10 protein-coding genes are annotated in these 15,593 nt (G+C 69.4%); 2 read left to right on the top strand and 8 right to left on the bottom strand.

The window, feature by feature from the left end; genetic code table 11:
* Positions 1-104: 104 nt before the first annotated feature.
* The gene (locus tag BKH20_RS01165) at positions 105-4,058 is read right to left on the bottom strand and encodes a DNA-directed RNA polymerase subunit beta' (RefSeq protein WP_075373520.1); all 3,954 of its coding nucleotides are present in this window, start codon (positions 4,056-4,058) and stop codon (positions 105-107) included.
* Between the two features lie 180 nt (positions 4,059-4,238).
* Complete coding sequence (gene rpoB, locus BKH20_RS01160) at positions 4,239-7,760, bottom strand: DNA-directed RNA polymerase subunit beta (protein ID WP_075389607.1); 3,522 nt, start codon at positions 7,758-7,760, stop codon at positions 4,239-4,241.
* 759 nt (positions 7,761-8,519) lie between these two features.
* Here rpoB and BKH20_RS01155 point away from each other — a divergent pair.
* Positions 8,520-9,641 carry a hypothetical protein gene (locus BKH20_RS01155; RefSeq protein WP_075389606.1) on the top strand — a complete coding sequence of 374 codons (1,122 nt, stop codon included), beginning with the start codon at positions 8,520-8,522 and terminating at the stop codon, positions 9,639-9,641.
* A 339-nt stretch (positions 9,642-9,980) separates the two neighbouring features.
* Here the strand turns inward: BKH20_RS01155 and rplL are convergent, their stop codons facing one another.
* From rplL to BKH20_RS01130, 5 genes are all read right to left on the bottom strand, one after another.
* Complete coding sequence (rplL, locus tag BKH20_RS01150) at positions 9,981-10,370, bottom strand: 50S ribosomal protein L7/L12 (RefSeq protein ID WP_009747839.1); 390 nt, start codon at positions 10,368-10,370, stop codon at positions 9,981-9,983.
* 63 nt (positions 10,371-10,433) lie between these two features.
* Positions 10,434-10,955 (bottom strand): 50S ribosomal protein L10, encoded by a 522-nt coding sequence (gene rplJ, locus BKH20_RS01145; RefSeq protein WP_075389605.1) that lies wholly within the window; start codon positions 10,953-10,955, stop codon positions 10,434-10,436.
* Positions 10,956-11,226: 271 nt separating this feature from the next.
* On the bottom strand, positions 11,227-11,709 hold the full coding sequence (locus BKH20_RS01140) for a DUF6912 family protein (RefSeq protein WP_075389604.1): 483 nt from the start codon (positions 11,707-11,709) through the stop codon (positions 11,227-11,229).
* Between the two features lie 84 nt (positions 11,710-11,793).
* Positions 11,794-13,878: an AAA family ATPase gene (locus tag BKH20_RS01135; RefSeq protein ID WP_075389603.1), complete on the bottom strand. Its 2,085-nt coding sequence runs from the start codon at positions 13,876-13,878 to the stop codon at positions 11,794-11,796.
* Complete coding sequence (locus BKH20_RS01130; RefSeq protein WP_075389602.1) at positions 13,875-14,555, bottom strand: hypothetical protein; 681 nt, start codon at positions 14,553-14,555, stop codon at positions 13,875-13,877. Before BKH20_RS01130 ends, BKH20_RS01135 begins: the two co-directional genes overlap by 4 nt.
* A gap of 203 nt (positions 14,556-14,758) precedes the next feature.
* Between BKH20_RS01130 and BKH20_RS01125 the strand changes: the two genes are divergently transcribed.
* A complete protein-coding gene (locus tag BKH20_RS01125) occupies positions 14,759-14,983 on the top strand; it encodes a helix-turn-helix domain-containing protein (protein WP_070660218.1) in 225 nt (74 codons plus the stop codon).
* 23 nt (positions 14,984-15,006) lie between these two features.
* Here BKH20_RS01125 and BKH20_RS01120 read toward each other — a convergent pair whose 3' ends face one another.
* Complete coding sequence (locus BKH20_RS01120) at positions 15,007-15,555, bottom strand: Fis family transcriptional regulator (protein ID WP_075389601.1); 549 nt, start codon at positions 15,553-15,555, stop codon at positions 15,007-15,009.
* Positions 15,556-15,593 lie beyond the last annotated feature (38 nt).

The raw sequence follows: 15,593 nt of genomic DNA, 5'->3' as shown, positions 1-15,593 counted from the left end.
CTCCTCCAAGCCCGGCCTCTGACGGCGTTCGGCCCGCTCCCCTGCTGGGGAGCGGGCCGAACGCTATCCGAGCCTCAGGTCCCGTGGACCCGGTGGCGGCTCGCTCAGAACTCGACGTCCTCACTGCTGGAGAAGCCGGTGCGGAAGTCGTCGGAGAAGTCCGCACGCAGGTCCCCGCCGAAGTGGAAGTCGTCCAGGGCGACGGGCTCGCCGAAGACGCCGTCTCCCAGGTCCACGCGGGAGAAGACCTCGGCCTTGACCTCCTCGGTGGGCTCGACCTCGATGTCCGAGTAGCGGGCCAGGCCCGTACCGGCGGGGATGAGCTTACCGAGGATGACGTTCTCCTTGAGGCCCAGCAGCGGGTCGGACTTGCCGTTCATGGCGGCCTCGGTGAGCACGCGCGTGGTCTCCTGGAAGGAGGCGGCGCTCAGCCAGGAGTCCGTGGCCAGCGAGGCCTTGGTGATTCCCATGAGCTCGGTACGGCCGGTAGCGGTCTTGCCACCCTCGGCCATGACCCGGCGGTTCTCGGCACGGTAGTGCATGACGTCCACGAGGTCGCCCTGGAGGAGGCGGGTGTCCCCGGAGTCCAGCACGGTCACGCGGCGCAGCATCTGGCGCACGATGACCTCGATGTGCTTGGAGTGGATGTCCACGCCCTGGGAGCGGTAGACCTCCTGGACCTCCTCGACGAGGTGGCGCTGGGTGGCGGCCACCGAGCGCAGGCGCAGGACCTTCTTGGGGTCGACCGGTCCCTCGGTGAGGGCCTGGCCGGGCTCGACGTGGTCGCCGTCGCCCACCAGCAGGCGCTGACGGCGCGAGACCGGGACGATGACGTCCTCCTCGCCGTCGTCGCGGGTGATGACCAGGCGCTTGCCGTCGGCGTCGTCCTCGATCTTGAGGGTGCCGGCGGCCTCGGCCACGGCGGCCTCGCCCTTGGGGGTGCGGGCCTCGAAGAGCTCCTGCACACGGGGCAGACCCTGGGTGATGTCGGCGGCGCCGGCCGCACCACCGGTGTGGAAGGTACGCATGGTCAGCTGCGTGCCGGGCTCACCGATGGACTGGGCGGCGATGATGCCGACGGCCTCACCGATGTCGACGCGCTTGCCGGTGGCCAGCGAGCGGCCGTAGCAGGCGGCGCAGGTGCCGACGTTGGAGTCGCAGGTGAGCACGGAGCGCACCGTGATCTCCTCGATGCCCGCGTCGATGGCGGCCTGGATCTCGGCGTCGCCCAGGTCGGCGCCGGCCTCGATGATGAGGTTGCCCTCGGCGTCGATGGCGTCGCGCGCCAGGGTGGTGCCGAACACGGTGGTGCCCAGGATCTCCGAGGGCTCCTTGATGCGCTCGTCGCCGGCGTCGATCCAGGAGAAGATCCGCTTGGTCAGGCCCTTGCGGGTGCCGCAGTCCTCCTCGCGGACGATGACGTCCTGGGAGACGTCGACCAGACGTCGCGTGAGGTAGCCGGAGTCGGCGGTACGCAGCGCCGTGTCCGCCAGGCCCTTACGGGCGCCGTGGGTGGCGATGAAGTACTCCAGGACGCTCAGGCCCTCGCGGTAGTTGGACTTGATCGGGCGCTCGATGAGGCGCTGCTTGGGGTCGGCCACCAGTCCGCGCATACCGGCGAGCTGGCGGATCTGGTCCCAGTTGCCTCGGGCCCCGGAGACCACCATCTGGTAGACGGTGTTGCGCTGCGGGAAGTTCTCGCGCATCGCCTCGGCGACCTCGGCGGTGGCCTTGGTCCAGATGTCGATGAGCGAGGCGTAGCGGTCGTCCTCGGTGAGGGCACCGAGCTCGAACTGCTCCTCGATCTCGGCGGCCTCGTTCTCGTAGCGCACGAGGATCTCCTGCTTGGCCTCCGGGGAGACGACGTCGGCGAAGGCGACGGTGATGCCGGACCAGGTGGACCAGTAGAAGCCGTTGGCCTTGAGGGCGTCCAGGGAGGCGGCGACCTCGACGCGCGAGTAGTTCTCCGCCAGGGCGTTGACGATGTTGCCCAGCTGCTTCTTGTCCACGACGTAGTTGACGTAGGGGAAGGTCTCGGGCAGCGAGGTGTTGAACAGGGCCCGGCCCAGCGAGGTGCGCAGGGTGATCGGGTCGCCCTCGCTCCAGCCCTCGGGCGGCTGCCAGCCCTCGGGCGCGGCAATGCCCTCCTCGAAGCGGATGTCGCAGGCGGCGTTGACGTGGAGCTTGCCGAAGTCGTAGGCCATGACCGCCTCCGCGAAGGAGGAGAAGGCCGGGACGACCTCGTTGCCCTCGGCGTCGCGCTCGACCTCGACCGCCGGGTCGGGGTCGGAGGTGAGGTAGTAGGTGCCGATGATCATGTCCTGGCTGGGCATGGTCACGGGGCGCCCGTCGGAGGGCTTGAGGATGTTGTTCGAGGACAGCATGAGGATGCGGGCCTCGGCCTGCGCCTCGGCGCCCAGCGGCAGGTGGACGGCCATCTGGTCGCCGTCGAAGTCGGCGTTGAAGGCGCCGCACACGAGTGGGTGCAGCTGGATGGCCTTGCCCTCGATGAGCTGGGGCTCGAAGGCCTGGATGCCCAGGCGGTGCAGGGTGGGGGCGCGGTTGAGCAGCACGGGGTGCTCGCGGATGACCTCGGCCAGGACGTCCCAGACCTTGGGGTTGGCGCGCTCGACCATGCGCTTGGCGGCCTTGACGTTCTGGGCCTCCTTGAGCTCGACGAGCCGCTTCATGACGAAGGGCTTGAACAGCTCCAGGGCCATCTGGCTGGGCAGACCGCACTGGTGGAGCTTGAGCTGGGGGCCGACGACGATGACGCTACGGCCGGAGTAGTCCACGCGCTTGCCCAGGAGGTTCTGACGGAAGCGGCCCTGCTTGCCCTTGAGCATGTCGGACAGGGACTTCAGCGGGCGGTTGCCCACGCCGGTGACCGGGCGGCCGCGGCGGCCGTTGTCGAACAGGGCGTCGACGGCGTCCTGAAGCATGCGCTTCTCGTTGTTGACGATGATCGTCGGGGCGCCCAGGTCCATGAGCCGCTTGAGGCGGTTGTTGCGGTTGATGACGCGGCGGTAGAGGTCGTTGAGGTCACTCGTGGCGAAGCGGCCACCGTCGAGCTGGACCATGGGGCGCAGGTCCGGCGGGATGACCGGGATGTTGTCCAGGACCATCGACTCCGGGGCGGTGCCGGTCATGCGGAAGGCGTTGACGACCTTGAGGCGCTTGATGGCGCGGGTCTTGCGCTGGCCGGTGCCGTTCTCGACGATCTCGGCCAGGGCGGAGGCCTCGGCCTCGAGGTCAAAGCTGCGCAGGCGGGCCTGGATGGCCTCGGCACCCATGGAGCCCTTGAAGTAGATGCCGTAGTCGGCAACCATGTCGCGGTAGAGGACCTCGTCACCCTCCAGGTCACCGACCTTGAGGCTCACGAAGCGGTCCCACACCTTGTCCATGTGCTCCAGGGCGCGCTGGTTGCGCCGACGCATGGCCGTGATCTCGCGCTCGGCGGTCTTGCGGAGCTTGTCGCGCTGAGAGGCCTCGGCGCCCTCGGACTCGAGCTGGGCGAGGTCCTCCTCGAGGCGCTGCTGGCGCGCCTCGACCTCGGCCTGGCCGGACTCCTCGAGGTGCTTCTTCTTGACCTCCAGCTCGTTGCGCAGCGAGGGCAGGTCGTCGTGACGGCCCTCCTCGTCCACCTCGGTGACCATGTAGGCCGCGAAGTAGATGACCTTCTCCAGGTCCTTGGGCGCGAGGTTGAGCAGGTAGCCCAGGCGCGAGGGGACGCCCTTGAAGTACCAGATGTGGGTGACCGGCGCGGCGAGCTTGATGTGGGCCATGCGCTCGCGACGCACCTTGGAGCGAGTGACCTCGACTCCGCAGCGCTCGCAGACGATCCCCTTGTAGCGCACGCGCTTGTACTTGCCGCAGGCGCACTCCCAGTCCCGGGTGGGGCCGAAGATCTTCTCGCAGAACAGGCCGTCCTTCTCGGGCTTGAGGGTGCGGTAGTTGATGGTCTCGGGCTTCTTGACCTCGCCGTGGGACCACGAGCGAATGTCCTCCGCGGTGGCGAGGCCGAGCTGGATCCTGTCGAACACGTTGGCGTCGAGCACAGTTCCTACTTCCGATGGTGAAATCTCATCAGGTGGTGGTCTGGGGGCGTTCCGTCGTCGTTGTTCCATGACTCCGACGGCGCCTGCGAGCCTGGTGGGAGGGCGGGCGGCGGGCTGGCCGCCCGCCCTCAACCGGGGCTCGATGAAGTTGTCACGAAGTCGTCACCAGGCGGTGGCCACTCAGATCTCGTCAACCGTGGAGGCCATGGCCCCGCCCGGACGCCGGCCCAGGTCGAAGCCGAGCTCATCGGCGGCGCGCGAGCCGTCGTCGTCGGTGTCGTCCAGGGCGATGGCAACGCCCTCGGCGTCCAGGGCCTCGACGTTCAGGCACAGCGACTGCATCTCCTTCATGAGCACCTTGAAGGACTCGGGGATGCCGGGCTCGGGGATGTCCTCGCCCTTGACGATGGCCTCGTAGACCTTGACACGGCCGTTGACGTCGTCGGACTTGACGGTGAGGAGCTCCTGGAGGGCGTGGGCGGCGCCGTACGCCTCCATGGCCCACACCTCCATCTCACCGAAGCGCTGACCACCGAACTGGGCCTTACCACCCAGCGGCTGCTGGGTGATCATGGAGTACGGACCCGTGGAACGGGCGTGGATCTTGTCGTCCACGAGGTGGTGGAGCTTGAGGATGTACATGTAGCCCACCGAGATGGGGTACGGGAAGGGCTCACCGGAGCGGCCGTCGAACAGGCGGGCCTTGCCGTTGGGCTCGACCAGCTGCAGGCCGTCGGAGGTCGGCAGCGTGGAGCCCAACAGCCCCATGAGCTCGTTGTCCCGCACGCCGTCGAAGACGGGCGTGGCCACGGGCGTACGGGGCTCGGCCTTGATGCCGTTCTCGGGCAGGTTGGCGGTCCAGGCCTCGCCTACCTCGCGGGCGGCGGTGGCGTCCCAGCCGCGGGAGGCGACCCATCCCAGGTGCAGCTCGAGGACCTGACCGACGTTCATGCGGCTGGGCACGCCCAGCGGGTTGAGGATGACGTCGACCGGGGTGCCGTCGGCCAGGAAGGGCATGTCCTCCACGGGCAGGATCTTGGAGATAACGCCCTTGTTGCCGTGGCGGCCGGAGAGCTTGTCGCCGACAGTGATCTTGCGGCGCTGGGCGATGTAGACGCGCACCATGCGGTTGACGCCCGCGGGCAGCTCGGCATCGTCGGAGGCGGCGTCGATCTCGCGCACACCGGTGACGATGCCGTACTCGCCGTGGGGCACGCGCAGGGAGGTGTCGCGCACCTCGCGGGCCTTCTCACCGAAGATGGCGCGCAGGAGGCGCTCCTCGCTGGTCAGCTCGGTCTCCCCCTTGGGGGTCACCTTGCCCACGAGGATGTCACCGCTGCGGACCTCGGCGCCGATGCGGATGATGCCGCGCTCGTCGAGGTTGGCCAGGGTCTCCTCGCTGACGTTGGGGATGTCGCGGGTGATCTCCTCGGCGCCCAGCTTGGTGTCGCGGGCGTCGACCTCGTGCTCCTCGATGTGGATCGAGGTGAGCATGTCCTCGGCGACCACGCGCTGGGAGACGATGATGGCGTCCTCGTAGTTGAGGCCCTCCCAGGTCATGAAGGCGACCAGGAGGTTCTGGCCCAGGGCCAGGTCGCCCTCGTTGGTGGCGGGGCCGTCGGCCAGGACCGTGCCGACCTCGACGCGCTCGCCCTCGGTGGCCACGACCCGCTGGTTGTAGCAGTTGCCCTGGTTGGAGCGGCGGAACTTGGCGACCTTGTAGACGATCTCGGTGCCGTCGTCGTTGGCCACGCGCACGAAGTCCGCGCAGACCTCGGTGACGACACCGGCCTTGTCGGCCACGAGGACGTCACCGGCGTCGACGGCGGTGCGCCGCTCCATGCCCGTGCCCACCAGCGGGGCGTCGGGGCGGATGAGCGGCACGGCCTGGCGCTGCATGTTGGCGCCCATGAGGGCGCGGTTGGCGTCGTCGTGCTCGAGGAAGGGGATGAGGGAGGTACCCACCGACACCATCTGGCGCGGGGAGACGTCCATGAGGTCCACCTGGGAGGAGGGCACGAGGGCCGGCTCGCCGCCGGTGACGCGGCACAGGACGTGGTCCTCGGCGAAGTGACCGTCCTCGGTGAGGGTGACGTTGGCCTGGGCGATGACGTGGCGGTCCTCGTCGTCGGCCGTCAGGTAGTGGGTCTCGTCGGTGACCTGGCCGTCGACGACGACGCGGTAGGGGGTCTCGACGAAGCCGAAGGGGTTGATGCGCCCGAAGGTCGCCAGCGAGCCGATGAGGCCGATGTTGGGGCCCTCGGGGGACTCGATGGGGCACATGCGCCCGTAGTGCGAGGTGTGGACGTCACGGACCTCCATGGAGGCGCGCTCACGGGACAGACCGCCGGGGCCCAGGGCGCTCAGGCGGCGCTTGTGGGTCAGACCCGCCAGCGGGTTGTTCTGGTCCATGAACTGGCTGAGCTGAGAGGTGCCGAAGAACTCCTTGATCGCGGCCGTCACGGGCCGGATGTTGATGAGCGTGTTCGGCGTGATGGCCTCGACGTCCTGGGTGGTCATGCGCTCGCGCACCTGACGCTCCATACGGCTCATACCGGTGCGCACCTGCGCCTGGATGAGCTCGCCCACCGCGCGGATGCGGCGGTTGCCCAGGTGGTCGATGTCGTCGTACTCGACGGCGATCTCGGTGATCTCGCCGTCGCGCACGCCTTCGACGGTCTCGGCGCCGGAGTGCAGGGCCAGCAGGTAGCGCAGGGCCGCGACGATGTCCTCGATGCGCAGGGTGGACTCGGTCAGGTCCGAGGCCAGGCCCAGCTTCTTGTTGATCTTGTAGCGGCCGACCTTGGCCAGGTCGTAGCGCTTGGGGTTGAAGTAGAAGTTCTCCAGCAGGGTGCGTCCGGCCTCGACGCTCGGCGGCTCACCGGGGCGGATCTTCTTGTAGATGTCCAGGAGCGCCTCGTCCTGGGTGGTGATCTTGCGGTCCTCGTCCAGGGCGGAGGTCAGGGCCGGGAAGTCGGCGAACTCCTTGCGGATCTCCGACTCGTCCATGCCCAGGGCCAGCAGGAAGACGGTGACGTCCTGCTTGCGCTTGCGGTCGATGCGCACCGCGACGCGGTCGGACTTGTCGATCTCGAACTCGAGCCAGGCACCGCGCGAGGGGATGAACTTGACGTTGTAGACGTACTTGTCCGTGGCCTTCTCGGTGGTGCGCTCGAAGTACACGCCCGGCGAGCGCACCAGCTGGGAGACGACGACGCGCTCGGAGCCGTTGACGATGAAGGTGCCCTTGTCGGTCATGAGCGGGAAGTCGCCCATGAAGACCGTCTGGGACTTGATCTCACCGGTGGAGAAGTTCTCGAAGTCCGCCACCACGTAGAGCGGGGCGGAGTAGGTGAGGTCCTTCTCCTGGCACTCCTCCGCCGTGTACTTCGGCTCCTCGAAGCGGTGGTCGTGGAAAGACAGGGCCATGGTCTCGCCGAAGTCCTCGATCGGGGAGATCTCGTCGAAGATCTCCTCCAGACCGGAGGTCTCGGGCAGAGAGCCCGGGTGCGCCTTGTTGGCGGCGGTCATCCGCTCGCGCCACCTCTCGTTACCGACGAGCCAATCGAAGCTCTCGGTCTGAAGGGCAAGCAGATTCGGAGCCTGCATGGGCTCGGCGATCTTGGCAAAGTTGATACGACGCGACGCGGTACGGGCGGCGATGTCAGCAGCAGTGGGTGCGGAGGTGCGCGAGGCAGCCAAAGGGGGATCCTTCCCTCAGATCGGGGATCACACAACGCACACCGCGAGCACTGGGTTGAGTAGAATCTGCGTTGCCGGGCTCACGCCCGCCAGGGTTCCGACGGGTCGGGGCCCGCGCGGAGGGCAGATACTCCTCGCACCAATACACACAATGCACGCAAAGCGCTAGCGTACACGGCCCACGTCAAGGACTCCACGCCGATCCTCACCGGATCCTTGCGATTCCCACCACAGTCGCGCATACTGCCCCACCCGTGTCCACCGCGTGACCTGAGTCCCTCAGCGGGCACCATCCTCTGAGCGGCTGCCGGGCCGCCTTGCGCCCGCTCCTTACCGCCCCTGCGCAGCCAGCCACAACAACGCCTGCACGTCCCTGTCCGGCCCCGTTCCCCCGACCGACACCGTTGCCGACGTCGGGGACGTACTTTCGGCGCGGCGACTGCGTTCTCCCCCAAACCACTGGGGACGGACCTCAGTCACCTGCAGGACATCGCAGTCCTCGACGCACATGTACGTCCCCGATCCCCACCGCCCCGCCAGCCCACCGGCACACCCTCCGATCCCACCGGCACACCCACCGTCGCCAGCCCGACGCCGTCGCGACGAGCACATCGACCCCGCCCCTTCGACCAGGACTCCGAAGATCAGCGGCCACCCCGGGATCCACAGCGAAGTCCTCCGGCAGTCAGACACCACCGATTCCACACCCTTGGAGCTCTGCGCTCGTCACGACCCGTTCCTCTTGAGAAGACTCGCTGCATGAGCCCCCTCGCAACCACCGACAGTCGCCCTGCTCCGATCTGCCCGGTCCCGGCGCACCTTCGACCGACCATCATCTACTCGGGCCGCCGCAAGCACTTCCAGCCATCACGCGACCCTGATCTGCTACGACTCATGCCGGGCGCCTACCTGCGCCCAGTCCCGGGCAGACGACGCTGGGAGCAGCGGTTCATGGTGTCTTTGGCGCGAGCGATCGCCGCCCAACAGCTCCTGCCCTCCGCCACCTGCCTGTCTCACACATCTGCCGCCCTGATTCAGGGGCTGGCGATGTGGACACGAGAGCCGGACGTCTACCTCGCCGTCTCCGGTCACCCGCGCCTGACCACGACGACACTGCCCGCGTTCCGGTACCCATCATCGGGGCTACCGGCCCCCATCGAGGCGACGCCCTCCGAGGCCGCTCCGGTCCGAATGCACCGTCGCCGGCTTCAGCTGCGGGACGGGGAGATCGAGGTGGTCGGAGGAGTTCCCGTCACGTCCGTGCTGCGCACCGCCTTCGACTGCGCCTGCGACGAGCCCCCGCACAACGCGCTGTCCATCGCAGATGCGGCCCTGAACCGATACTGCCGACCTGATCCGTGGCACCGTGACTCCTGCGCCACGCGGCTGCGCTCGGCTCACGCCTGCTGGGAGGAGCTCATGGCACGTCATCGGGGGCGCAGAGGGATGGAGCAGGCACGTGCGGTACTCGCCGCTGCCACTCCTTGGGCGGTTTCGCCCGGGGAGAGCGTGCTGCGGTGGATGACGCTCGTGGTGGGGCTGCCCGAGGCCATTGCTCAGTACCCGGTTCCGGGGCTGTCCAAGGACCGGTTCCTGGACCTGGGCTGGCCCGATCACCATGTCGTCGCGGAGTTCGACGGCCGGACCAAGTACCACACCGAGGAGGACGTCTTCCTCGAGAAGCTCCGCCAGGACGAGCTCGAGTCGCTGGGGTGGAGGTTCTTCCGGGCGACGTGGCCCTCGCTCAGCGACATGCGCACCCAGGCGGACCGGTTGCTGTCGATGTTCCCCCTGGAGGTGGTCTCCCGCCTCTCGCCGGTAGCCGGGCTTCAAGGTGGCGGACTGTGGGGTGAGCGTCCGCCTGGAGTGCTGGTCCCGTGAGGTCACTGCTCCCGACGTCGCCTCCTGGCTCATCGACCGCATCCACCGATGTCGAGGACGTACTTCCGGCTCGGCGACTGCGTTCTCCCCCAAATCACTGGGGGCGGAGCTCAGTCATCTGCGGGATATCGCAGTCCTCGACGCACATGTACGTCCCCGAGCCCCACCGGCCGGCCCCGGCCCGAGCCCGACGCCGTCGAAGCGTGCCGACGCCGGGCAGCGCCGGGGCTCCCCGGAACGCGACCGGGTCCCGCCCACCTCATGGTGGACGGGACCCGGTGATGCTGCGCCCCCCAGCCGCCGGCGGTCCTCAGGCCGCGTCAGGCAGCGGGGAGAGACTCACTTGAGGGTGACGGTGGCGCCGGCGCCCTCGAGCTGCTCCTTGGCCTTCTCGGCGGCCTCCTTGTTGGCGCCCTCGAGGACGGGCTTGGGAGCGCCGTCGACGAGCTCCTTGGCCTCCTTCAGGCCGAGGGAGGTCAGGGCGCGCACCTCCTTGATGACCTGGATCTTCTTGTCGCCGGCGGCCTCGAGAATGACGTCGAACTCGTCCTTCTCCTCGGCAGCGGCGTCGCCACCGGCGGCGCCGGGGGCGGCGGCCACGGCCACGGCGGCCGGGGCGGCGGCGGTAACGTCGAAGGTCTCCTCGAAGGCCTTGACGAACTCGGACAGCTCGATGAGGGTGAGCTCCTTGAACTGCTCGATGAGCTCTTCGGTGGTCAGCTTCGCCATGATGGGCGTTCCTTCCTTATCAGGTTCCTGCGCGCGCAGGGTTGGTGGATGACGCGTGCGGCCTCAGGCCGCGGTCTCCTGCTTCTCGCGCAGGGCGTCGACGGTGCGCACGGCCTTGGAGGCCGGTGCGGCGAAGAGGTACGCAGCCTTGGACAGGGACACCTTGATGGCGCCCGCGGTCTTGGCGAGCAGCACCTCGCGGGACTCGAGAGAGGCAAGCTTGTCAACGCCGTCGGCGGACAGCACGGCGCCGTCCATGACACCGCCCTTGATGACGAGCTGCTGGTTGTCCTTGGCGAAGTCACGCAGAGCCTTGGCGGCCTCGACCGGCTCACCGGTGACGAACGTCAGGGCGGAGGGGCCCGTGAGGTCGTCGGCGAAGCTCTCGAGCCCGACCTGGCGGGCAGCGATCGCAGCAAGCGTGTTCTTCACCACGGTGTACTCGGCGTTACCGGCGAGGGAACGACGCAGCTCCTTGAGCTGGGCGACGCTCAGTCCCCGGTACTCAGTCAGCAGGACCGCGTCAGCCTGGCGGAACTTGTCCGCCAGCGCAGCAACGGCTGCTTCCTTGTCAGGCCGTGCCATGGGCCCTCCTTCCGTGGTATGCCGCAGGGGTCCATTCACTGGAAAAGCCCCGCGCCGGTGGGCACGGGGCTCGGTCTCGGGCACGCCCGAAGAAGTCTCGTTCTCACCTGCGCCGGCCCCACCTGGCGTGGACTTGGTCCCGCCGAAGCGGGCGACCTGCGGTCTTTGGCAGAAAGCACCATACCCGGCAGCGGGCTGCGCTGCGCAAGGCAGCAGGTCGTGGAACTGGTCACGTCACCGCGAATGCTCGTCAGAAGCGACCCCGGCTGCGTCAGACACCGAGGCTCTCGGCCAGCGCCTCTCGCTCCGTGACGTCGTACCAGAGCAGGTCGGCCTCGGCGGCACGCTCGAAGGCGTCCTCGTCGCCGAACCGGGCGGCTCGCACATCGGCCTCCGCCTCGGGCTCATCCACGAGCAGAGCGGCCACGTCCTCCCAGGTGATCTCGCCGGTGACCTCGATCGTGCCGGGCAGGACGTCGCCTTCCACGGGAAGCTCGCGCACGTTCTCGACCTCGACGTCGGCCGCGATGACGATGCGCCGGTCGGCCAGCCCCGCAGCCTCGGGCTCGGCCAGCAGGAGGACGGAGGCGTCGGCGGCACACAGTGAGGCGGAGACCTCCAGACCCTCCTCGTCCTCCTCCGGCAGGGCGCGGGCGAGAGCGGGGGTGGCGGCGTGAGCCGTGAGCGGCTGGTGCGAGGAGCCCAGGACACTTGCGCGCAGGTGGGCGGCGGTGGCGGGCAGGTAGATGCGCATGCCCCCAGTCTGCCCTACCACCACAGTCGCCCTCCCACGAAGCGCGCGGAGTCCGCGCCCGGCACCGCTCGCGCGCGCCGGGTCTCAGTAGCGGTGTCGCCCGGTTCCCGGCGGCACCGACGGAGGGCCGCTCGAGCCCCGATGATCATCCCCACCCGGGTCACGGCCGGCCTGTGGTCCTGGAACCGCCCCCGGGAGCGCCCCTGCGTCCGGCGCTGTCCCCGCACTGGGCCACGGCGCCACCGAGGACCAGTGCGGCGAGCCGGGAACCGGCCCTTGCTCCGGTAGCGGCAACTGAGCCGGTGGGCTGCCCGGAGGCGGTTCCAGCGGCCGCCCCTGGGGCTGGTTCGCCGGCTGATTCACCGGCTGATTCACTGGCTGATTCACTGGCTGGATCGATGGCGGCAGGCCCGCAGAGGTCTGCGGCGGGGCCTGGGTGAGTCCGCTGGGCACCTGGGGAGCCGGCGGTCGCTCACCGACGGTCTGTCCCTCGCCCCCACCTCTGCGGCGGCGCCCCGCACCTGCGCCGCGCGCGCTCGAACGACTCCTGCCTCCGGCGGCTGCGGCCTGAGCCGCGGAGTCCCTGCGGTCCCGCCGCCCTTTGCGCCTCTTGGAGCGCCGCAGCAGGGAACGACGCGGGGAGGTGGCCCTACGAGCCGCTGCGACCTGCGGATCGATACGGTCGACCAGCGCGCTCAGGGCCTTGCCCAGTGCGCTGGCGGGCGCCTGCTCCAGGACAGTACAGCCCCGGAGCAGGCAGGCATCGGCCGTTGCCGCGTCGTCGGGCAGGAGCACGATGTCCTCCAGTCCACCGAAACGCGCCAGCGCTTCTCGCAGAGCCTGCTGGGGAGAGGGTCCTGCGGCCGAGGCCCGCACCCGGTTGATGACGACCTCGACCCGGCCGGCAGGGTTCATGGAGGCCCCCATCTCATCGAGGAGCTGGAGCAGGCGGCGCACCCCGACGGGGTCGGCCCCGCCGACAACCAGGATGACGTCGGCGTGCGACACCAGGTCGGCGGTCACGGCCCCGCGCCCGGGCTCGAGGGTGAAGTCGTCGACGTCGTCATCGGCGGGCCCGCCGGCGACGTCGACGACGGTCCAGGCCACGGCCCGACGGCACTGCGCCCACACCTCGGTCATCGAGGCCGGTGGCAGTTCACGCCAGCGCCCGGACCTCCCCAGGCCGCCCAGCAGGAAGAGCCCACCGCCCACCGGCGCCAGGACCCGTCGAAAGCTCTCGGCGTCAAGCCGGCCATGGGTGGCCAGGCGGGCCGCCCCGGCCAGGGCCGAGGAGTCCTCCGGCATGCCGAGGAGCTGAACGAGGCTGGGAGCCTCGACGTCGGCGTCCACAAGGATCGCACCTCCGCAGGCGGCCAGGCCGTGGGCGAGGGAGGCGGCGACCGTCGAGCGTCCGGGAGCGCCGTGAGGCCCCCACACCAGGACGATCCTCCCGTCACACTCGTTGCCCGCTGGGCTCGTCACAACCGGAAACGCGGGCCCCGGCATATCCGCGGCGGCCGGCTCCCGGTCCTGCCGCAGGCTCTGTCCCGAGTTCTCCGCGTCTCCGGTCTCGTTGGCGGTCGGGGGCGGCTGCGAGAACGCCGTTCCACCCTCGGGGGAGCCTGGCGACTGGCGCCACAGCTCTTCGAGCCAGGCGGTCTCCTGGGCGGCGGCGTTCGGGCCCACCGAAGCGGGGGTGGCGGCGCTCAACCAGTCGGCGCCTACGTCCGCCGGCCCGGTCGCGGCCTGCGAGACGGCGCCTCCTGCAGCGCCGCGGGCCGGCCCCGCCCCGGTGGACGCCGCGCCGGAGGATCCGCCACGACGCACGAGGTCCTGCAGCGCCGAGCAGATGCGACCAGGCTCCGTGTCGCGCCTGAGAACCGGCCATCCCGCACTGCGCCAGCGCTCCTCCTCGTGGGTCTCCACCAGGAGCAGCCCGCTCAGGCCGGCGCGCGCGAGTCGATCCAGGACGGTGCGGTCGATCTCGTCAAAACCGGTGTCCAGCAGGGCGAAGCTCGCCAGTCCGGCCATCCCCGCTGAGAGCAGCTCGGGCAGGTCGGCGCATCGGCGCACGACGCACAGCCCGCTTCCCGATTGGCTCAAGGCCCGCAGGATGTCGGCGTCATCGCCGCTGAGAGCCAGGAGGACTCCGGCCCCCGGGACGCTCACGAGGCCTTCTCCGCGGGCGCTTCCTGGCCGGTGGGAACCAGGACGAGCGACCCCTCCTGCCCGACGGCGCTGAGAACGGCAGCGAGGGAGGCCTCGGGAACCTTGACCTCCACCCCGGTGCCGGGTCCGGAGATCAGCCCCTTACTGGTCTCACCGACCGAGGCAATGACCAGCCCTGTGGCCACGCGGCGGGCTCCGGCCCCCTCGACCTGTCCCGACTGGTCGCCTGGACCGCTTTGAGCGCCTTGTCCGTTCTGTCCGGGCTGCGCGGTGGCGGGGGCCTGGGCCGTGGGCCGGCTCGCCACGCCCTCCTTGGGCACGACCCACAGATCGACGTAGTCGCCGACCTTGGTCGAGGCCGGCAGGTTGGAGGCGACATTGAGGACTACCGGCCGCAGGCCCTGCTCCCGACCGCTGTTGACGGCCGCCGTGGCCAGCAGCTCCCCCTTGCGCATGGAGCGTGTGGACACGGCGCCGTCCGGCAGGTGCCCGGCCTCAACGTAGGCATCGGTGCCGGGATGGGCCTCGACCACCGTGAGGACACCGTCGGCAGTCAGGTCCGTCCCGGGAGCGACGTCCTGGGAGAGCACGTAGACGCGAGTGGTGTCAGCGGCCGCGTCGACCGCCCAGGCCCCCAGGGCCACGGCCGCGGCCACCAGGACCACTCCCCCGGCCATACGCGGGTCCTTCCAGGCAGGACGGCGCCAACGACTACCGCGGGGACGCTCAGGACCGGTCAGGGATCGGCTGCGGCGAGATGACATCACGGGAATCCTCCTTGATCTCCTGTAATCATCGTTAGGATAAAATAGTACCTCAAGGTTATCCACAAGTGCCTTTAAGAATTGTGGAGAGGATCCAGCAGTGGGATCATCGTGGTATGAGCACACGATTCCTGACCATCGCCGACGTCGCCGAGCAGCTTCAGCTGTCCGCCCAGGCCGTGCGCGCCCTCATCCGCACCGGCGACCTCCCCGCTATTCAGGTCGGCGCCCGCAAGCTCTGGCGCATCGAGGACCAGGCCCTGGAGGACTACATCCAGCGCCAGCTCGCCTCAACCAGGGCCATGGTCGCGGCGGGCTGGAACGAGGACGAGGCGCCCTGAACCTCCCCGTCCACCAGCCGACGTCAGCGACTGCGCATCACCTCGATGGCAGCGGTCATGACACTGATGACCCCCGCACCGCCCGCCCCGGGAGCGCGACGCGAGCGGATGCCGCCCTCAGGGTCGACGGCGACATCAACGTGGTCCGCCCCGACCCGGACCAGACGCCCCACCACTTCTCCGGAGCCCATCACCATACGCACCCGCGCTCCCCGCCGGGCGACCTCACGCATCAGAGCCGTCAGCGTGGGCCGGCGTCGACCGTCCCGGGGCGCCGGACCGGCCAGCGACATCACCGTGGCCACCGCACCCGCCGGGACAACGGCCTGCAGCCCCTCCCCCTCATCGATGAGGACGTAGGAGGGCTCCGCCCGGCAGACCACGCCGTCGACGGGAACACCACTGCGAGTGCGCAGGTGGATGAGTCGGCCCACCGAGCCTCGCAGACGGTCGACGACCTCGATGGAGGCGTGCTCGGCCTCCGCGAGCTCGACACTCTGCGCCACCAGGTCCGCACGGCGCTCAGCATCGAAGCTGCTCTCCAGGTCGGCAATCATCACGTCCCAGTCCATAAGCCCACCTCACCACAGTCCACCCGCCGAGGAAAGTA

The sequence above is a fragment of the Actinomyces oris genome, assembly GCF_001937445.1.
Taxonomy (GTDB): domain Bacteria; phylum Actinomycetota; class Actinomycetes; order Actinomycetales; family Actinomycetaceae; genus Actinomyces; species Actinomyces acetigenes.
This window is presented reverse-complemented; position numbering and strand designations above follow the sequence as displayed.